Origin of the sequence: Sulfidibacter corallicola, from assembly GCF_017498545.1 — a bacterium.
Classification (GTDB): domain Bacteria; phylum Acidobacteriota; class Holophagae; order Acanthopleuribacterales; family Acanthopleuribacteraceae; genus Sulfidibacter; species Sulfidibacter corallicola.
The window spans coordinates 996,649-1,017,051 of record NZ_CP071793.1 but is presented as its reverse complement, the minus strand read 5'-3'; the positions used below and the strand labels follow the sequence as shown (position 1 = coordinate 1,017,051).

The 20,403-nt window shown below is 57.1% G+C and carries 14 protein-coding genes; 7 read left to right on the top strand and 7 right to left on the bottom strand.

Annotated elements, in window-relative coordinates; genetic code table 11:
* Positions 1-52: 52 nt before the first annotated feature.
* A complete protein-coding gene (locus J3U87_RS02945; protein ID WP_237381533.1) occupies positions 53-430 on the top strand; it encodes a hypothetical protein in 378 nt (125 codons plus the stop codon).
* Between the two features lie 109 nt (positions 431-539).
* On the opposite strand, the gene J3U87_RS02940 is transcribed toward J3U87_RS02945, so the two are convergent.
* The 3 genes from J3U87_RS02940 to J3U87_RS02935 form a co-directional block, all read right to left on the bottom strand.
* Positions 540-1,016: a type III secretion system chaperone gene (locus tag J3U87_RS02940; RefSeq protein WP_237381532.1), complete on the bottom strand. Its 477-nt coding sequence runs from the start codon at positions 1,014-1,016 to the stop codon at positions 540-542.
* 158 nt (positions 1,017-1,174) lie between these two features.
* Complete coding sequence (locus J3U87_RS35170; protein ID WP_420038276.1) at positions 1,175-1,681, bottom strand: GNAT family N-acetyltransferase; 507 nt, start codon at positions 1,679-1,681, stop codon at positions 1,175-1,177.
* Between the two features lie 44 nt (positions 1,682-1,725).
* Positions 1,726-2,118, bottom strand: a complete 393-nt coding sequence (locus J3U87_RS02935) for a hypothetical protein (RefSeq protein WP_237381531.1) — start codon at positions 2,116-2,118, stop codon at positions 1,726-1,728.
* Between the two features lie 747 nt (positions 2,119-2,865).
* Here J3U87_RS02935 and J3U87_RS02930 point away from each other — a divergent pair.
* From J3U87_RS02930 to J3U87_RS02915, 4 genes are all read left to right on the top strand, one after another.
* On the top strand, positions 2,866-6,432 hold the full coding sequence (locus J3U87_RS02930; RefSeq protein ID WP_237381530.1) for a serine/threonine-protein kinase: 3,567 nt from the start codon (positions 2,866-2,868) through the stop codon (positions 6,430-6,432).
* Between the two features lie 204 nt (positions 6,433-6,636).
* Positions 6,637-7,317 carry a response regulator transcription factor gene (locus tag J3U87_RS02925; RefSeq protein ID WP_237381529.1) on the top strand — a complete coding sequence of 227 codons (681 nt, stop codon included), beginning with the start codon at positions 6,637-6,639 and terminating at the stop codon, positions 7,315-7,317.
* Between the two features lie 9 nt (positions 7,318-7,326).
* A complete protein-coding gene (locus tag J3U87_RS02920; RefSeq protein ID WP_237381528.1) occupies positions 7,327-8,652 on the top strand; it encodes an ATP-binding protein in 1,326 nt (441 codons plus the stop codon).
* Between the two features lie 461 nt (positions 8,653-9,113).
* Positions 9,114-10,136 (top strand): hypothetical protein, encoded by a 1,023-nt coding sequence (locus J3U87_RS02915; RefSeq protein WP_237381527.1) that lies wholly within the window; start codon positions 9,114-9,116, stop codon positions 10,134-10,136.
* Positions 10,137-10,347: 211 nt separating this feature from the next.
* On the opposite strand, the gene J3U87_RS02910 is transcribed toward J3U87_RS02915, so the two are convergent.
* Positions 10,348-11,430 (bottom strand): DUF3179 domain-containing protein, encoded by a 1,083-nt coding sequence (locus J3U87_RS02910; protein WP_272932454.1) that lies wholly within the window; start codon positions 11,428-11,430, stop codon positions 10,348-10,350.
* A gap of 298 nt (positions 11,431-11,728) precedes the next feature.
* The gene (gene iadA / locus J3U87_RS02905; RefSeq protein ID WP_237381526.1) at positions 11,729-12,844 is read right to left on the bottom strand and encodes a beta-aspartyl-peptidase; all 1,116 of its coding nucleotides are present in this window, start codon (positions 12,842-12,844) and stop codon (positions 11,729-11,731) included.
* Positions 12,845-13,695: 851 nt separating this feature from the next.
* Between iadA and J3U87_RS02900 the strand changes: the two genes are divergently transcribed.
* A complete protein-coding gene (locus J3U87_RS02900) occupies positions 13,696-14,685 on the top strand; it encodes a ketoacyl-ACP synthase III (RefSeq protein ID WP_237381525.1) in 990 nt (329 codons plus the stop codon).
* Positions 14,686-16,257: 1,572 nt separating this feature from the next.
* Entirely contained in the window at positions 16,258-17,319 is a 1,062-nt protein-coding gene (locus tag J3U87_RS02895) for an IS110 family RNA-guided transposase (protein WP_237377302.1), read from the top strand.
* Between the two features lie 1,066 nt (positions 17,320-18,385).
* Here the strand turns inward: J3U87_RS02895 and J3U87_RS02890 are convergent.
* A complete protein-coding gene (locus tag J3U87_RS02890) occupies positions 18,386-19,615 on the bottom strand; it encodes an aspartate aminotransferase family protein (RefSeq protein ID WP_237381524.1) in 1,230 nt (409 codons plus the stop codon).
* Positions 19,594-20,403, bottom strand: a complete 810-nt coding sequence (locus J3U87_RS02885) for a [LysW]-aminoadipate kinase (protein WP_237381523.1) — start codon at positions 20,401-20,403, stop codon at positions 19,594-19,596. The genes J3U87_RS02890 and J3U87_RS02885 overlap by 22 nt, the downstream gene beginning before the upstream one ends.

Here is a 20,403-nt window from a genome sequence, read left to right as displayed (position 1 = left end):
ACACCGATTTGTGGTTCAACTGATGTGTCCCACTTGCCACCAGAATTCGCTCATGGAACTGAAAAAGATCCCCCTCACCAGCGGCAAGGTTTGTTGCAATCATTGCCGCCACCGTTTTGCGATCAGCATCGCCGAGAACGTCAACTGCCGCGTCGGGGTTTTCGAACACGCGGTCACAGATTTCGACCTTTCCGGTCGCCCCGTCGGCAACGACGGCCCTTACCTCGTCATGAAACCCTTTTGCGAAGGGTTCAGCTACGACTTGAAGGCGTTGAGTCGCCTGATCCGCACCGGACTGGTGGACCATTTCACCCAGGTCCTGCCGCCCAAGGGCGACGAGTACCTGCCGGCGGGCGAGTTGTTGGAACTGCGCTGCTATTTCGAGGAAATCGAGCGCGTTCCACCGGTGCGTCGCATCGCCATCGCCTGAACCGCCATCGCGTATCGCCGAGATCAGGCGCCCCGTTCGTCCAGTCACGCCGCTTCGAAACGCGCCACGATTTTCCGGTTCGGCAGGGCCCCTGAGATGAAATCCGATATCAAACTCGGTATCTCAAAAACTGTGCAAGCGAATTCTCTTCGAGGGGTGGAATGTATAAGTGGCTCTTCGGTTCCACTTCCTGTTCGGACGCTTCCATCCGTTGTTGCCAATATATCCAGGCGTCACAGATCCCGCCCAGCTTATCGTTCAAGCGCTCGGAATCCGCCACTTCGACCGAGAACTCCGTCACCAGCATGACCATTTCTTCGACGAGCGCCATGCAGGGTTGGTGCTCGGTACGATATAGGTTTTCTTCCAAAAACTCTTTTAAAAGGGCTTTGGACACACCGGCTTCGATACTTCCTGGCGAAGAGAACAAGAGCACGTTTCGGCGCTCTTCATCAAATTCCACATTCACTTCGATCTGACCGTGAAGCACAAACGAATAATACCCATTCTCATCGGGATCGACTGGTGGAATATCCATCTGGTGACAAAAATCTTGGACAAGAGAATGAAACATTGTTTCTACCATGGTTCGTCTCCTTGTTTTATATGCTTACGCCCATCTTCATGAACGAGAATACGCTTTAAGGCCCCTTCAACACGGAACGTGGTTCCGAATCGAATTTTCGATGCAGCTACAGGTCGCCTAGAGGGTTTGCGGTGAGCCCTGTGGTGTCCAATCCGCCGTCATCGCTGATCGGGATGGAAAACTACTTTCCAGCTCATGTCTCGCCGAGCGTCGTGATCTTCTCGAGCGGAACATCGATACTCATATAGCCGGTGTATCGGTCCCGTCTTTCCACAAAACGAAAACCCGACACGCCTGTAAAGACGAACAGCACGATGATTGCGCGGATCCACATTCAAGAGGATTCTTTGTCGGTGCGGGTAGCGCCGCGGAATCCAGGAAAGCAAGGTCTCCAAGGTGGCAGTTCCAATACCTCTCCCCTGAAAAGATCTATCGATGAGAAAACTACCGAAAATCACTGCATCGGGATGCGCGTCATACCGACTGCAGGTAAACATGCCCGCCAACCGCCGATGGTAGAAGATCGCATAGATGTCCCATCGCCCCCCGCCGCGGTTCCAGTAGGCGTCTCTCAATATTTCAGGAACGGACATCGCAAAGCGAGCCTGATGGTCATGAACCTCCAGTTTCGTGAGTCGAGACCACCAAGCTTCTCTGACAGGCATAAACCGAAGCCCTTCCATTCGGTGTTGCAAACGATCGGACAGTGTCATCCCCTACCTCCCGCTTCAAGACTCGGGGATTGAAAGGAATGGTATTTACCCTGTTTTGGACCTGCGGCGAAAACACAGGGAAAAGGGACGAGGGTATTTTTTAGGGTTAGCTCCCTTGACTCCCTCATATTGCTTTTTTTCATCAAAGAATGATCGCATTTGTCTCGATCATCCTTCTCCATTTGCGATTTCAAGTTCTGTGCTCTCTCGCTGAAATCGTTCAGTAATTTTTCGATGGACTCGCGTCCAACGAGATGCGTGGAAATTAAATGATGGAGCACAAGATGATCGTTTGGAGGTTCTATCCCCAAAAAAGAGGTCGGTGGTAGCGGCTGAATTGCATTCAACACCAACGCTTGATAAAGCTCCGAACTCAAATCTTGACTCATGTTTCTCCGAACTACCGATCGAACGTGCAGAAAATGTCGATCAGAAGTCAGCTCAATAGAGCAATTTATATTATTTTTATCATAGTATATGAATCCATCGCGCTCATCGAATTCAAGGTCACCGAAGCCATCGAACCATGCAAAGAGTTCCCGATTCAAGCAAACACGATTCATTCTATGACTCCTTACCCAAAGTGATATACTTTTGGTTTTAAAAATATTGAATCCCTAAATGTGATGCACTTCAATACGCATTGAGCACACCACAATGAAATGGATCAGAAGTACGAGATAGCGACACTGCATCATCGAATTTCGATTTCTACCGTGCAGCTCTGAAGGCAATGTAAGACTTCTCCGCCATCGAGGCTGTTCATTTTCATTGAAAACAATGTAAGGAATTGTCAGTCATGCCCTGGCAGGGCTCGAATGCTTTTTTTCCGTGCCATCTGACGGCTCATTTTGCGAGCTTCTCAAAAAGAAGCGCAAAATATTTACTTCAAACTCTTTACCCACCCTCCCTCTATGGCGAGGTAATGCGCGGCATGGCGGTCGCCCGTAAAGTCAATCTCAGCCCCTCCCGATGAGAAAAGGGCTCACCACCTTAATCAGTCTAAATAGGGTTATATGACCAATCATCAAAACCAGACCTCACCGACCAGGCCAATAAAATCTGTACACCTCCAGAAATTACAAAACCTGATTCACCTGAACGATCGCTCCTCGCTGAAGCGTTGCCAGGAAGTCATGTCCGCAGTGGATGACGCCGCACTGGGAGCCTCCGTACGGGAAATGATCGATCGTGCGGTGTCCGATCCCCCTTCCCTGTCGTCAGGGGAGCGGCATCCGCATTCGCCCGAGGACGCCGCTTCGGCGGCTTCGGATTCGAACCCGGAGGCCTTGGACCCGCCCGATCCCGTTTCCGACTTGGTCGGCAGTCGTTGTGGCTCGTTTCAGATCGAAAAGATGTTGGGACGCGGGGGCATGGGCACCGTATATTTGGCTTCCCGCGTGGATGACTTGGACTTGAAAGTGGCCCTCAAAACCCTTTCGAATTGGGAACCTCGGTTGAAGGAGCTCTTCCAACGAGAGTGTAAAATCCTATCCGGCCTGAATCACCCGAACATCGCCCATTTGATCGACGCAGGCGTCCTGCCGTCCGGGCAACTTTGGTTGGCCATGGAATACGTCGAAGGCGCCACATTGGACGTGTATCTAAAAAAACACGACCTGGACTTGGCGGCGCGCCTCGAACTGTTCCTAAAGATATGTGACGCTTTGTGTTACGCGCATCGACGCATGGTGATTCACCGCGATTTGAAACCGAAAAACATCCTGATCACGGCCGATGGAGAGCCCAAACTGCTTGATTTCGGCATTGCATGCACGCTCGATCCGGATACTGGCGCGCAAAGGACGATGACGACCCATTCGGACCAACTCATGACACCGGAATACGCGTCGCCGGAGCAGATTCGCGGAGATCGCCTCAACACCGCTACCGACGTCTACAGCTTGGGCGTACTGCTCTATGAGCTTCTGGCGGGATGCAGGCCCTACCGCTTCCACCGTCGGGACATGTTGCATATTCTCGAAACGCTCCACGACGTGGTCATCACCCGACCAAGTTCGGTACGCCAAAAGCGCGGCACCACCTGCGAGAAATTCGCCCGCAACCTGCGAGGTGATCTCGATACCATTACCCTCAAGGCCCTGGCCCAGGATCCGGAGCGGAGATATGCCAGCGTGGAGGCGCTCGCCCAGGATTTGCGGCTGCACTTACGTGGCATGCCGATCGAGGCTCGGCCCGCCACCAGGTCGTACCGACTGCGCAAATTCATCACCCGCCACCGATGGCCCGCAGCCCTCGGGTTTGGCACGGCGTGGTTTCTGGTCCTTTTCTCCTTTTACGCGGTCGTTCAGCAGGCACGACTCGAAAGGGAACGAGACTATGCGCAAAAGGAGCGGCGCGCCGCATCGCACGTGACGGAGTTCTTGGTCTCGCTGTTCGAACAGGTGGATCCCGAATTGAGTCGAGATTCGGATATCAGCGCATTCGAGGTACTGGAGCGCGGACGCCGACATTTGAATCCATCGCTCGGCGAGGAACCCGAAATCCAAACTCGGCTCTTGGCGACGTTGGGCCGGGTTTACCGCGGCTTGGGTCATACCGATCTTTCTTTACAGCTATTGACGCAGGCAAAGTCACGACAGAACGACGGGGATGCGGGTGCCTATCAAACCGATCTGGAGTTGCTGGAAACGCTGCTCGTCAAAGGCGATTACCGGGAAGCCAAACACCTGCTGGATGATCTCGGCCAGGATTCCGATATGGGCCCCTTGAAAAATGCGAGACTGGAACACGCATACGGTCGGCTGTGGCTGAAGTCCGGCCAGTACGTGCATGCCAAAACGGCCCTGAAGGCAGCCGCGGAATATTTGGCATACCTACCTCGCGAAGAACAAATGAATTTGCGCCGAAACCAGGCCCGTTTGCTATCGCTCCTGGGATCCATCAAACCCAGTATCGAGGAATACCGCCAGATCTTGGCGGCGGAGCGGGCCTACTACGGTGACCACCACGTGCAGGTGGCCAAAACCAAGGCCGAATTGGGCATTCAATACATAAAAGGCGGCAAGCTCATAGAAGCAGAGGACATGTTTAACGAGGCGGACCACATCATCGCCGACCTTTTCGGGGAACGGCACCCCAATTGGATCGCCTGCCTCGCCCGTAGAGGGACGTTGCTCCAAGAAAGGGGAGACTACGTCCAGGCCCAGGAATATTATAATCGCGCCGTCATCTTGACCCGCGACCTGTTGGGCGAGCAAACCCCTCGCGAAGCGGAGCTTCTCACCAAAGTGGGGATCCTGCAGAAAGAGAAAGGCGATTACGAAAAGGCCGAAGAAACCATTCGGCGATCAATTCAAATCAACATTGGCCACTTTGGCAAAAACCATCTCCAGGTCGCCGAAAGCTACCTCAATTTGGGGCTGATCTTTTGGGATCGGGGTGATCTGGCCATTGCCGAAGACCATATTCGCAACACGTTGGAAATCTTCAGGGAACAACTGGGCGATACCCACCCGAAGGTAGGTAGGGTGCTCAATAACCTGGGCATTCTACATAGCCAACGGGGTCAATGGCAGCAGGCCGAATCCAAGTTCCAGAACGTGTTGGCCATTCGGATCGAAACATATGGCAGAAAACATCCATCCGTCGCAAGCATCCTCATGAATATGGGCGCCATGTATTCCGATCAGGGAAAGTACGACACCGCGGAATCCTATCACCAGCGGAGTTTGACACTTAGGCGAGAGTTGTTTGGTGAGATCCATCCCGATGTGGCCTTCACCCTGTTCAATTTGGCGAATGTTTCCAGCAAAAAACGCGATCTCGACGCGGCTGAGAAACGATACGAGAAGGTCATCGCGATCTATTCCGAATTGGGTAACCACTCCCATCCCAACGTCGGGATCGCGATGGCCAACCTCGCCCATACCTATATGACGAAAGGCAAATACGACGATGCCGAAAAACTACTCCTCCAAGCACTGGAACGCTGCAGGGAAACACTGGGAGAGAATAGCCTGCGCTACGCAGAAGGATTGTGGTCACTTGGCTTTTTATATTACCTCGATGGGCGAACGTCACAGGCTGAATCACATTTTGAAAGGGCATTGAACATCTCCCAGGCATTGTTTCCCGATCCCCACCAAATGAGTTGCGGTCTCAAGGTCAGTCTGATCGCAGTCCGCCTGAGGTGCGGTGACATCGATGGAGCGACGCCCCTGCTCGACAGGGTGCAACGAGAAGCTCGGGCCCTGAAGATACCGAGGGTCAGGTCCCAAGTGGACTTTCTACACGTGCGGCTCCTACACATCCAAGGAGATCTACAAGGTGCTGCAGACTTTCTGAAAGGGTTGCTGGCGGGATGGCGGACATCCACCGGAGAGGACCCCTACCTCATCGCGGAGGCCCTGGGGGAATTGGCCGATATCGAAACCGACTTGGGACACATCGACGAGGCCCTGATCCACCTGGAAGAAGCCCGTGCCTACCTTGCGGGCAGCCTGCCCACGGATCACGAATACTTCCAGGTCCTGGCCTCGATCGAAGGCAAGGCCCTGAGCCGAACGAGGCACCGTGCCCGCGCCGCGACCTTGTTGGAAACCTCCTATCGGAACCTGGTCCAACGCCTGGGTGAACAGCATTATCACGCGGAAGAGGCGTTGCAGCGATGGCATGCATCGAGAACCCCGAACGAATCGATCGATTTCTTGGGCTCACCCCTTTCTACCCACAAAAAATAAAACGACCATTTTCTGACATTTTCTGACAATTCGTTTTGATATGATTTTTTTCATTCAAGAAGTCGCGGCCAATCCGATCCTGCCAAACCATGGCCAGGATCGTTTCGCCGATCCGCGCATGCCACCGGGTGCGGAGCCGTCAATGAGGACTCCTTGCCATCGCTACGCAATCGATCACCGGAAGGTGGCGATAAGGAAAAAACCATGCCTCGAATACTACTCGTCGAAGATGATTTACTCATGGTCGAACTCTTGACCGAGTTTCTCGATTGTGAGGGGTTCCAGGTGGATCACGCACCCGACGGGCCCTCGGGCCTGAAGAAAATCATCGATACCGTGCCTGACTTGGTCATTCTGGACATGATGATGCCAGGCATGAATGGGCTGGAGGTATGCCGACGCGTCCGACAACATTACCAGGGTCCGATTCTCATGCTCACCGCGGTCGACGAGGACCTGAACGAAGTCACGGCATTGAACACGGGCATCGACGATTACATCACCAAACCCTTTCGTTCCAACATTCTTATGGCGCGCATTCGTTCCCTGTTGCGGCGCGCGGGAAACCAGGAGGACGACCGGGGCAAGATTCAGGTTCAGGACCTGGTAATGAACCGGACGACCCGCACCGTTACCGTGGCGGACCAGGAATTGGACATTTCCGACGCGGAGTTCGAATTGCTGTGGTACATGATCGGCAACATGGGCAAAGTTTTGAGCCGTGACGAAATATACCGCGCCATCAAGGGGGTGGAATACGACGGGCTGGACCGCGCCATCGACATGCGCATTTCCGGCTTACGCAAGAAGTTCAAGGCCCTTGCACCCGAGCGAACCTACATCAAGACGGTTTGGGGCCAGGGATATTTGGTCGTTCCTCACTAGGCTGGCAAGATGTATTTCTCGACGGTCCGCCACCTCATTCAAACCTTGGCCATCTTTTGCTTGGCCGTCTGTTCGATGGCCCTGGTCACGCGATCCCTCTTTATCGACCACATCATCGAAGTCCATCGCGACTACGTCGCCCTCATCGTTCAAGCCCTTCAAACCCAGACGAGCCCGCTGCACGCGAACTCGGGGCTCAGAAGGATTCGCGGCACATGGCATTCGCAATTCAAGAGCGAAACGGAAGTCGCGCTCGAGACGACCGAGCGCGCGTTGATCGAGCAAGGCCAGCCCGTCGAACGCATCGACACCGGGCTGGTTTCCGCCCATTTGCAAACACTGGTTCACTTTCCGGAGCAAGGCGAATTTCTGATCGTGACGCTGCAACCGAGGAGCCCCGGCGAGCTGGTGGTCCCCGCCCTCATCCACCTGATCCTGCTGGTTGCCGTACTGATCATCTCCTTTTTCACAGCGAGGCCCGTCATGAATCTATTGGACCATTTGATTTACTCCGCGGAATCCATGAGCAAAGGTGATTTCGAGGTTCGAGCTCCCGAAGAGGGTCCCCATTCGCTGGTGCGATTGGCCGTCAGCATCAATCGTTTGGCCCAGGGCATGGACAGGATGGTGCAGGAGCAAAAGGTGATCACCCATGCGCTCAACCACGAGATACGGACGCCCTTGGCGCGATTGAGACTCGCGATGGACATGCTTTATGGATGCACGGAGCCTGACTCGAGCAAAAAATTGTTGGCCAAAATGGACCGCGATATCGAGGAAATGGAATCGCTCGCCAAGGAAATGCTTCAGTGGGCGCGCCTCTCCCATCATCATAAGAGCATCACCTTCCAGATGATCCCCTTGAGCCGCATGTTACAGGATCTGTGTTCCGACTTGTGGGAGTTGAAACCGAACCTGAATTCCTCTTTGAACATGGGCAAGGAAGTCAGTTGCATGGGCAATCTCCGCTTGTTGCGACAAGCCGTCGAAAACACCATTCGCAATGCACAACGCTATGCCGACTCGACCATCGCGGTCACCTTGGAACACAAAGGTCCGCACCTATCTCTTTTCGTGGACGACGATGGTCCCGGCATTCCCAGCGAGGACCGGGAACGGGTATTCATCCCATTCGAATGCCTGGAAGAAAGCCGTTCACGCCAAACCGTAGGCTTCGGGTTGGGCATGGCGATCGTCCATCAAATCATGCTGGCGCACGGCGGCCGCGCGGAGGCCTTGGACAGCCCACTTGGCGGCGCCCGAATCCACCTGACTTGGACATCGGAACCCATTTTGGCGACCCTGAGCGACGACCAGGATACCGCTTCTTACTGAGCTCTTTTCTGATCCCTGCCCGAAACCAGAGGTTCATTGAACGAAACCCTCCGAATCGGCCGGGGTGTGACGCGTCTTCCGCTGTCGGTTTTCGGCTCGATGCTCGCCCGAGAGGCCTCCAGTGCTTCCGTGTGGCGAGCCAACGTGCTTTCCGAACCCCCGGAACACCAAGTGCTCAATGTGCCATAAACATAATAACATTTCATAAGAGAACCGCTCGAACACGGCACTCGTTGCGACCTCTGTAGCGATAATCCATAGTTACCGTCAACAGAAAGCAGGCATCACCTAAAAAATCACACACACTCAATTACAAATATTAAACAGTTTACTCATAGAAGCACCTTTATATTAATCACATAAAGAGCCACAAAGGCGCAGACGAACATTTCCGGTTCATGCGTATGGCAACTCTCCATCGCCGCTACTTCTTATTCGCTTATCAAGAAAAAAGGAGCTACATGATGCAAAACAATATCTCGAATAGACACGTGAATACTTCGGCTCAGAGCATACAGGCCCATCAAAAAAGCCATACCAAAGGCACGGATCAAGGGCAAAAAACGTCTCAAACGGCGGCGAAATTGAGCACCAAACGGAACGAATCCAAACCAACCGCCCAAAGTGCTCGAGGAAAAGTTCCAACCCAGGCGGGCAAGGGTCCGGAGTCCTCGGCTTCGAAGTCACTCTTGGCCGCGCGACGGGCCGAATTGAAAGGCCATACCCGGTTGGAAACCCTCGAAGACCTGGTGACCCTGATGAAGCATGAGATAAAGGACTCCGTCAACTTTTCGACGGCTGACGTACTCAGTGTCAACTTGAGTGACAAAACCGGGAGATCACTCTTTTACAAGGCGATTGAAGGAGAACGGGGTTGGCAGGAGTTGATTCAGGACCCACAGGCTTTTTTCGGCGATGATTTGGATGTATCTCACATTGACAAAGTCAGTTACTTCGGAAACGAGGTCATGGCCGAACACCATGCCGCCTTTAACGAAGAGTACGCCGAATCCAACAGGTCCCTCTGGAAACTCGCCGGCAACTCGGTGCGTTTCGGCCAAGCAAAACCAAGTATCGAAATGGCCGCCACCAAAATCGACAAGGCGCCCATCACGCGGGTCAGCAACCCGGACACCTTGAATAACAAAACGGACGTTGCCAATCTCATCTTAAAACACAACATCGGCCTGGACGAAGTCCATACCTTCCTCCATCTGGTAGCCAAAAGTTACCAACCTTACCAACCACCGCCTCCTGGAACCCCTCTCAAATCCCAGGACTATGCAATATTGGACAACCTTATGACCCATGTGAAAAAAGAATTCTATGAAAGCGAAGGCGAGATCACGAGTACCAACGGCGCCACACCGGAACAAATGATCGAAAGGCTCGAGAAAAAGACAGATAAACTTCCGTCGGGCCACCAACATAGTTTTTTATCTGAAATGTTATCCAAGATGACCAAAGCTTGGGACGTAGCCTGAACAAGCAACGCATCCACGATGCCCCAACCCAAAGGTCGGTGAATCTGCGCTGCTTTGCTGTAAGGACAGCGCAACTCATCGATGAGAGCGACGGTGGTAACCCCAACCCCACATGTGTCTCCATGCCATGCGACGCTTCCCCCGGTGTTCCATCGGCCGAAACCAGGCTTGGATGGAGAACGAAACCACCATCGGGTACGTCTCGAACCGGTCACTCCCGAATCACCTCGGTCTCGGGATAGTAGTGAACCCACACGTTCCAGTACATGAGCCGAACGGGTACCGCATCCAGAACCTCGCCCCGCCTCGACCCGGCAATGCAGGTGCCGGTCTGCCAGGACCAGCGCGAGCCCGTCGACCCATCTACCAGGACATGTTGGGTTCCATCCCGGTCCCAGGAAAAGTCCGACACGCCCGCTTCACCATCGGTCGGGATCCCATAGGCCAGGGCCGTATCGGCACCGGGCGGGGACACCAGGATCACCAGGTTCGCTCCGTCGATCACCTGGATCAGGGTTTTCTTTCGCAAGGTTCTCCGCGGCACCGCAAAAGGTCGGCCGGTGGTGCTCAGACCGCAGATCAACTCCTTTTTGGGCAGGCGCTTATCGCGATACTTCGAGCCGAACGGCCCTACCCAGCCTCGACTCTTGAAGTACAGCGAATAGGGCGCCTTCTCCTGCTTGGGTTTCGCCAAGACCAGGGTGGCGGGATAGCGCGCCAGCCAGTTCGACCAGGTGGTGAGCTGCGCAGGTAGGGTTTCCAGGTCGTTGCCGGTCAAGGGCCCGGCCACGGCACCCCCGGTCACCTGACTCCACAGCGAGAGCGTGGCGCGATCGTACATGATCAGCGCATTGCGCCACAGTTTACCAGAGACGCCGAATTCGACCGGTTGGTCCTCGATGGTTGGGCGGACGTACACGACGCCCGTGTGCGCCAGGGGTCACCAGGTGACCGCGACCGGGGTCTCCCCCACCACGTCGTTGACGATCTCGTGACGGTCCAAGTGCCAAAGCGAATAGGCCTTGGCTTGGCCATGGTGCACCACGCCGAGCACCGTTTCGTGGTCCTGCATGAAATCGGCCTCCGCGCCGGGAACGAAGCGCGGATCGTCGAGCGAGGGAATCGAGTCGGGCCGGCCCAGCCGCCGCACCGGATCCCCCGCCAAGCGCTTCAGCTTCGGCAGGTCGCGGTGGCGCACCTCGCCGGGTCCCCCCCAAGGCTTGAAGGGAAGGCAACTGAACAAAAGCAGGGTCAAGATCGCGGGCGCCAAACGAGAAGCGGCATGTCGAGACATCCTGGGCTCCTTATGCTTTGAGTGGGTTGGTGACGTCGAAGCGGGTTTTGACGATACAACAACGGCACTGCGGCGCTTATTTCTGGTCGCCGAGGCCGGACCGACGTGAGAGCGGGATGTGCAGCGGCTGGACGGCGCTCACCTACGCCGTCGCCGGCGGCCACAATGACGTCGTGGCGCGCCTGTTGCGTGCGTGCGCCGACTCACAGGAGCCCACCAAATCGGGCGAAACCCTGCCGATGCCGGCCGCCGACAGGTCCAGCCCCAAGGACGCGTGCTCACCCAGCGAAAGGGCACGTCACTTGAGGCGTCGACCCCGGCTCCAAAGGCCTTCGATCTCCCGCCCACGCAACAACACCAGATCCGCGTCGTGGCCCACCGCCAGGCGACCCTTGCGGGGCAGTTTGAGGATATCGGCCGGATTGGCCGTGGCCATTTGGACCGCGACCTCCATCGGGACCCCTTCCTCGACCGCATCGAGAACTTCGCGCAGAATCGAGTCGGGTCGGCCCACGTCCACACCGGTACAGTGACCGTGCTCGTCGAAATGGGGCAGGGAACCGCCGGCATCGGACGAGATCGTCACGTGCGCCGCAGGCACGCCGCCCTCCAGAAGCTCGCGCATTGCACGGCTGGGCTTGACCTCCACCTCCGGAAAAAATGGGTACGAACAGGCCGTCAGGTCCACGAAGCCCTGTTTCCCATAGGTCACGGCATCCTTGAAGATGTGGCTGTTGCGGTTGATGTGGGTGGGGTAGAAATTCTTGTAGGTGAGTTCAGTGGTCTCGACCGCCTCGTGGATCGGCCGAAACGGATCGGGCTCGTCGCCCATGTGCAAATGGACCATGCCGCTCTTTCCGCCCAGCAGGCCGCCGTTGCGGGCCTGTTTGGTGATTTTGACGAGTTCGAGCGTGGTCGGCGAAGAGGAGCGATGATCGGAAATGGCCAGTTCGCCGACACCCACCACTTCGCTGAACAGGGCGATGTCCTCCACCACCGAGTCGAGGATGGTCGGCGTGGGGATCTGGTAGGCGCCGGTGTAGATCCACGAAGAAAGCCCCTGCTCGGTCAAGCCCTTGGCTTTGAGCAACAGCTCGCGCACCGATCGGAAATAGCCGTCCATGCCCAGGCAACCCACCGCGGACGTCACACCGCCCTCGATGAACTGGCCCACGTCGAGCGGCGCCGTGCGCGAGCTGGGACCCGCCTCGCCACCGGCACCGTTGAAGTGGACGTGGGCGTCGATCAACCCGGGGATGACCGTGCGGCCGCTGCAATCCAGGACTTCCACCGGCAGATTTCCGGCGATATCCAGGCGCGAACCCATGGCGCAAATTTGCGTTCCGGCAAGGAACAGGTCCTGAACCCCGATGTCGCGAGGCGCGAAGATTCTGGCGTTTTTCAAAAGGTACAATGACAACTCCCATCGGCTCGCGTGATTCGCGTCGCTCCATTATCGAACAGGACTGGCGGATCCGCACTGATCCCGCGCACCCAAATCGAAACTTTCTCCCGGCAACACGAGATGCAGGATCACCGATCCGGCTTCAACAACGACGTATCCTCGGCACCGGTGACCCTGCGGATACGCGCTTTCCTGGCGTCGGAATTCTGAATCCATTCCACCCGACACCGATCGAGCGCGCTCACCAACCAACCAAAGCGCCCGGTCCAATTCGCCCGGCGACAGGAGCCGTTCTCGCCCCCGATCCGGGGTAGCCGCTGGTTCGAATCGAGATGCGGGCACCGCTCGAACAATGAATGGTTCTTCATTAAAACGAGGGGCTTGCATCGTCGGCTCCTCCGTGGCCGCGCTCACCTTTTTGTCTCCCGGACGTGCTAAGATGGCCCGCGTGTACGGCACTCACGGGGCCGACATCTTCGGCGTTCATGGCCGGCACGCTTCATTCGAGGAGGATCTTCCAGCATCCTCTTCCGCCGCGTTTTTCGGCGGAACGGGGAACTGATCGAAGACTTTTGCTGCCGACTTCGCGTCGGAGTCAACCATCCGTCGACCTTGGCCGGCGCACCGCCGGCCGGATTCATCAATGACGCTCTCCCATGGGCTCCGTCGCCCGCTTCCCGGGAGAGACCCGATTGCCGCGTTCGCCGTAGCCGCCCGACTCGATCCGGGCACGCGGCTGAAGGCCGGCATCGACCCCTGGACTGTTTCCTGAGTTTGACTTGATTCTGCGGTATGTCGTTCCGCAAGAACGCTTTCACTGTTTTGGTTTAATACTGCCAAGGTATTAAGAGGATTTGGATATGTTGTTTCTTCATGGGGCGGGGCATTTTCACCCTGAAAATGTGATCGACAATGATTTTCTGGAGAGCCTCGATATCGGGACCGACGCCAACTGGACGCTGCAGCGGGTGGGGATCCGCAAACGGCGCACGGTCCTGCCGCTCGACTACATTCGACACACGCGAAACGCCAACCCGCGCGAAGCCGAGGAGGCCGCGCTCTACAGCAATGCGAAGACCGGGGCCATGGCGGCCCGAATGGCGATCGAGCGAGCCGGGCTTCGACCCGAGGACATCGGCCTGGTCGTGGCGGGCGGTTGTTCGCCGCAATTCTCCACGCCGGCCGAGGCTTCCGTGATCGCCGCCGAGTTGGGCATCGAGGCGCCGGCCTTCGACATGGGCACGGCCTGTTCGAGTTTCGGCACCCAGCTTCACTTTCTCAGCAAGATGGAACCGAGTGCGTTGCCGCCGTACGTCCTGGTGGTCAACCCCGAGAACAACACCCGCACGGTCGACTACAACGATCGGAAAACGGCGGTGTTGTGGGGTGACGCCACCAGCGCGGTGGTCATTTCGAGCCAGGTGCCCGGGCCCTGGCGATTCTGTTGTTCCGATTTCAAGACCGACCCCAAAGGGTGGGACAAGGTGAAAATCGCGCGCGGCGGGCACTTCGTTCAGGACGGCGCGGCGGTACAGAAATTCGCGATCAGCAAGTCGGTCAGCATGATTTCCGACCTGGACCAGCGCTGCAACCAACCCGGCGACGCGTTCTACTTCATCGGCCACCAGGGTAACCTGCGGCTGTTGGGCTCCATTTGCAAGCGAATGAACATCGACGGCGAACGTCACCTGTTCAATGTCGACGAATACGGCAATGGCGGTGCAGCGGGCGCCCCCAGCGTCTTCAGCCAGAACTGGGATCGATTTCGGGAGGGCGATCGCATCGTGATGGTGATCGTCGGCGCCGGCCTGGCCTGGAGCGGGATGGTCCTGTCCCGCGAGGCGGCGTGATCTCGACGACGACGGGCGGCGTCTTCGCGGCGCCGTTCGTTGGTTTCGGCCAGCGAATCGAAGCGACTCGCCACCGCAGTTCCCGCAAGCCGAGGGCGTCGTCCTGCCCGGTTGGTTGGTCAGGGGCGGTAAGCCCGCTGGGCCGACTTTCGAAGCAACCCAAGCAACTACAATCAATAAATTACGCCAAAGAGCGAAGCCGATCATTTCCCCCACGACCCCAATCCAAAGCCGCAAAGTCCAAAGTTCCCGCATCGTGAGAGGGGCGTCAGACCTGTAGGTTGGCCCGCTGGGCCGACGCGTCGAAGTAACTCAACAAACAGAAGTGGGTTACGCCAAAGAGCGAAGCCGATCATTTCCCCCACGACCCCAATCCAAAGCCGCAAAGTCCAAAGTTCCCGCATCGTGAGAGGGGCGTAAGGCCTGTAGGTTGGCCCGCTGGGCCGACGCGTCGAAGTAACTCAGCAAACAGAAGTGGGTTACGCCAAAGAGCGAAGCCGATAACTTCCCTCGTCACGCCCCAACGAAGTCGCAGGGCCCATCATCCCCGCATCGTGAGAGGGGCGTCAGACCTGTAGGTTGGCCCGCTGGGCCGACGCGTCGAAGTAACTCAACAAACAGAAGAGGGTTACGCCAAAGAGCGAAGCCGATAACTTCCCTCGTCACGCCCCAACGAAGTCGCAGGGCCCATAATCCCCGCATCATGAGAGGGATGTCAGGCCTGTAGGTGAGGGGGCCGCCCAGGCCAGCTTGCTCCACCATTCGAAGCCACCCAAGCAACCATTTTAAAGATAAAAAAAGAGCGAAGCGAAGATGTTCGGTGTACCTTCTCCATCAAAACAAACCGGTAGGAAGTTCCCGCATCTTGAAAGGGACGCCAAGCCCAGTAAGTTGGTCAGGGACGCCAAACCCGCTGGGCCGACTTTCGAAGCTATTCGGTCAGGCAGTCTCAAACCTGCCGAGAGCGCCGTCCTGCCAGCCGAAAAGTTGTAGCGGTTTCGAACAAGGGGCGGCAGCTCGTCCAAGTTTCACGATTGGTTGAACAAGCGGCTTCCGCGGCCCGGATCAGCCTACAGGCGTTAGGTCCCTCTCACGATGCGGGAACTCTGGGCTTCTCGAATTCGGTGGGGTCTCCCCTGCGGGGGTTGGTGCTTGGCTCTTTGGCGTAACTGCTTGTTGTTACTTGGGTTGCTCCGAGGCGTCGACCCAGCGGGCCAACCTGTACCATAGAGTTCAAGCTCTATGGTTAATATTCAGTTCGTCACAGCCGTAGCCTTTTTCTTTTTTTGCTTCTTTTTTTCTTTTTGTGGAAACTGTGAATCTTGTGGAAAACTTTTTAGGTAGACGGTTAGGCGACTCCGGCCGGCCGACCAGAGTCGCCGGGTGAGATGAAGCCTTCGACCAACCTGAGCGCCCTGGTGGGTAGCTCGTCTGTAGGATTTTGCTCATCTCACCCTTTCCACACCGTTGAAAACCGCAGACTATCTGGGATTCTTCAAGTCCGTGTTTTTGCAGGTTTGGCTTTTGCGGTGTGTACCGTCCTTCACCTCTTCGGCATTGTGGAGGCTCTTCATGACCAAGACCCTAACCGCCTGGACCGGCATTGACGTTAGCAAAAACACCTTCGATATCGCTTATGTTTCCACCGAGAAAGGCGTCCCATTCGAGAAAGACATCCCATTTCACCGCATTCCCGCTCGTAAATTCCCAAGGACTCTCACAGGGGCAGAAGATGCCTTGACCTGGCTTGATGAGGCTCTTGGGTTTCCCGAACCTTTCAAAGAGCATGTCTGGGTCGTGATGGAGGACTGTGGAAGATACGCCGAGGAATTACGTTTGTGGCTGTCGATGAACAAGGGGCCATCCATCTGTATGATCACCCCCTCGCTCACGGCCGCTTACGCAAAAAGCCGAGGTCTTCGAAATAAAACCGATCGGGTGGATGCTCGATTGCTTGCCCTTTTCGGTCAAGAACGCAAACCTAAAATTCAAACGATTCCGAGTCGGACCTATCAGATTCTCAAGGACTTGTGGCGATGCAGGCAGGAGTATGTCGAACTCCAGGTAGCCGAGGGGAATCGGGCAGGTCAGCCGCTGCAAATCGAAGCGGTTCAGAAGATTCGAAAAAAACATCTCAAGGAGCTACAAGACCATATCGATCGGGTCGAGAAGGAAATCAAAAAGCTTCTCAACCGGACCCCAAAACTCAAGAAGGATGTGGACTTGTTATGCACGATAAAAGGGATCGGTTTCCTCACTGCTGTAATGGTCATCGCTGAAATGGGAGATCTCCGAAGATTTGCGCGAAGCCGCCAAGTCGGTGCATTTGCAGGGTTAAACCCGTCAAAGTTCGAATCGGGGACCTCGGTGAAAAAAACGACGATTATAAGTCGCAAAGGCTCAGCGGTACTGCGAGCGGGGCTTTACATGCCTGCGCTGACAGCCTGCCGTTTTAACGAACAAATGAAAACATTCTACGAGCGGTTGATACGCAAAGGAAAGTCGAAAAAGGCCGCTGTCGTGGCGGTCATGCGCAAATTGTTGGTGCTCATGCGGGCAATTCTAAAAACAGGAGTTCCGTACCAGGAGGATTTTCAAAAGTGTGCGTCTGCGGAAAAGATGTGCAAAACCTGACAAGATTTCCGCATTCCTCCCCCAATTTTAGGGTTGACACACAACAGACTATCCTACAGGCATCACGCCCCTCTCACGATGCGGGAACTCTGGGCTTCTCGACTTCGGTGGGGTCTCCCCTGCGGGGGTTGGCGCTTCGCTCTTTGGTGTAACTGTTTGTTGTTACTTGGGTTGCTCCGAGGCGTCGGCCCAGCGGGCCAACCTACAGGCATCACGCCCCTCTCACGATGCGGGAACTCTGGGCTTCTTGACTTCGGTGGGATCTCTCCTGCGGGGGTTGGCGCTTCGCTCTTTGGCGTAACTGCTTATTGTTACTTGGGTTGCTCCGAGGCGTTGGCCCAGCGGGCCAACCTACCGGCAAAACGCCCCTCTCGCAATGCGGGAACTCTGGGCTTCTTGACTTCGGTGGGGTCTCCCCTGCGGGGGCTGGTGCTTCGCTCTCTAAGGTAACACTCTGATATTAATTAATTTGCTTCGATTGGTTGAGCAGGCTGCTCAACCTACAGGCATCACGCTCCACTCACAATGCGGGAACTTTGGGCTTTTCGGCTTTGGTGGGGTCTCCCCTGCGGGGCTGACGCTTCGCCCCTCCGCGTAATGCTCTGATGTTGTTCGGTTTATCGGGCTACCAGCCCTACACGCCGCCCCCACGCTTCGAAGCGAACCCGCCCGTGAAAAAGGGCGGAAGATCCGAGGGATCCTCCGCCTTACAAGGTGTTTCGAGCCTTTGACGGATCCCGTGGGATCCTGGTTTCCGCAGCGAGCATCTTCGCGGAGAAGCGATGCTCGCCACGAAAGCGGGGGCGACACCTGGCGCACAATCGGTTGTGGAAAAAAGCGGCCGAGCGAGCCCGGCCGCAACCCGATAGGGGTCGAGTATGGTGGTGGGACCACCTTTCCTTTGGAAGGAATCGGGGCTCTCCCGCACAGGGCGGAAAAGAGGCCGGGAGGTGGGGGCCTCCCGACCCATTGGAGAGAAGTGACATGCCTCCTCGAGGCGGTCTCGAATCCGAAGAGGATTCCCTCGAAGCGACATATCCTTTGGACAATCGATAACTCGTCTTTTTCAGAAGCGGATTTGGAGAACCTCCCGTAGACGCGCGACGACCTCGTCGATTTGCGCGGGGGTGATCACCAAAGGCGGAAGAAAACGCAAGGTACTGGTTCCCGCGGGCATGGCCAAAATGCCGCGCTCCATGAGCGCGCCCAGATAGGGCCGCGAACGAACTCGCAGGCCGATCCCGATCATGAGGCCCACCTGGCGGATCTCACGCACCAACTCGGGCTTGTCGCGCTGCAACGACTGCACGAAGCGGTTGCCCAACGACTCGGCCCGTTCCGCCAAATTGGCCTCGCGCATCTCGCGAATGACGGCGGTCGCCACGGCGCACACCAGCGGGTTACCGCCAAAGGTCGAACCGTGTTTACCCAGTGGGATTTGGATCTCGTCGTTGACCAGCACGGCACCCATCGGCAACCCGCCGGCGATCGACTTGGCCAGGCACATGATGTCGGGCCGCAGATCGTAGTGTTCGCAGCCGAAGAATCGGCCCGTGCGGCAAAACCCGGTCTGCACCTCGTCGATGATCAACAGGACACCCTTTTCGTCACAGAGACGTCGCGCCTCGGCCAGATAGGCGGCATCGGCCGGGTAGACGCCGCCTTCGCCCTGCACCACTTCCAGCAGCAGACCGGCCACGCTCTCGTCCAGGACCTGGTGCAGCGCGTCCACGTCGTTGAAACGCACGTGTTCGAAGCCGGGAACCAGCGGTTCGCAGCCTTCGCGGTACTTGGGTTCGTGGGTCGCGCTCATGGCGCCGAAGGTTCGGCCGTGGAAGGCGCGCTTGGCGGTCACGAACCGCTTGCGGCCAGTGGCGAGTCGCGCGAATTTGAGTGCGGCTTCCACCGATTCGGTACCGGAATTACACAGAAAGGCGCGGTTCAGGCCCTCGGGCGCCACCGCGACCAAGGCCTCCAGCAGTTCGGCCTTGGCGTCGTTGGCGAAAATGCCCGGGCAGGTGATCAACCGGGCGGCCTGGCGCTGCACCGCTTCCACGACGACCGGATGGGCGTGACCCAGATTGGCCGAGCCGATGCCGGCGATACAGTCGAGGTAGGCACGGTCGTGCCGGTCGTAGACCAAGGCGCCTTCACCGCGCACCAGGGTGAGGCCGCGCTTGCCGTAGACGTCCAGTTCGTATTGGGCCTGGGTGGCGGCGATCGCGTCCGGCTCTCCGGACGAGGATCCCGTACCAGCGGCCCCTTCGCGTTGATTCAACAGGTCTGCGGCTGACATGAAACCACCGTTCCCTTCCCCGCCAGCGCGTCCGCCAGCGGATGTTCGCCGCGACCGTCGGCCAAAATCAATTCGGTCGGCGCCGCGTTGAGCAACTTGTTGAGGGCCATTAATTTGCGTCGCATGCGCCCCTGCACGCGGCCTTCCCACTCGGCCAGTTGATCAGGGGTCAGTTCATCGATCTTGCTCTGGGGATCGTCGGCATCGGCGAGCAGGCCCGGAGCCTCGATCAACTGCACCACCTGCTCGGCCTGCAACGACGCGTGCAACAGCGCCACGATGTCGTCGTTCTCGGAGTTGATCGCGATGCCGTGCTCGTCGAGGATGGGGATGCCGATGACCGGCGTGGTGCCCGCATCCAGCAGCAGGTGCAGCAGTTCGGTGTTGATCTCCTGCGGCTTGCCGGACCGGTCGCGCAGCAACATCTTGCGCCCGTCCTGGATCGTCTTGATGCCGCGATTGCGGCGCCCGCGCACGAGACCGCCGTCGATACCGGTCAGGCCGAAGGCGTTGACGCCGTGCCGTTGGCACAGGGCCACCATCTGCTTGTTGCGCAATCCCGCGTAGGCCATCAGGATCAGGTCCATCGTGGCATCGTCGGTCAGCACCGAACTGTAGCCCGAGACAGAGGTCACCGTGCGGATCGGGGTACCCAGCCGCTCGGCCAGATCGTTGCGGGCCGCGTTGGCACCCAGGACCAGAACCGCCGGTCGCGACAGGGCCGCGAGGTCGCGGGCGATCCCCTCCAGATTCATGGCGGCGCCACCACCGATTTTGACGATCAACAT